This window comes from Asanoa hainanensis, assembly GCF_900188485.1.
GTDB classification, from domain to species: domain Bacteria; phylum Actinomycetota; class Actinomycetes; order Mycobacteriales; family Micromonosporaceae; genus Asanoa; species Asanoa hainanensis.
The window spans coordinates 56,858-57,335 of record NZ_FZPH01000030.1 but is presented as its reverse complement, the minus strand read 5'-3'; positions in this window follow the sequence as shown (position 1 = coordinate 57,335).

The following is a 478-nucleotide window of genomic DNA, read 5'->3' as shown; positions in this document are numbered from 1 at the left end:
GAGCCGGGCGAGGATCGCAACGGCGGCCATGGCGGGTGTGATGCCCTGCGCGATCAGCGCTGCGCCCGGCCACCGAGCCGGGCGAGGATCGCAACTTGCAGCGGCCCTGGTCCCTTGTGGAGGCGGCGCAGGCGCTGCGCCCGGCCACAAGCCGGGCGAGGATCGCAACATCGAGGCCCTGTGCAAGGTCACGAAGGACTCGATCGCGCTGCGCCCGGCCACCGAGCCGGGCGAGCATCGCAACCAGCGGGACGGCCGAACGGTCGTCGTCATCCGACGCGGGCTGCGCCCGGCCACCGAGCCGGGCGAGGATCGCAACCGGTGGCACCTGCTCCCGTACGCGATCGCGGTCGGCGGCTGCGCCCGGCCACCGAGCCGGGCGAGGATCGCAACGGCACGCGGCACAGCATCGAGACCATCGGGGGATGGCTGCGCACGGCCACCGAGCCGGGCGAGGATCGCAGCGATCGTGCGCCGT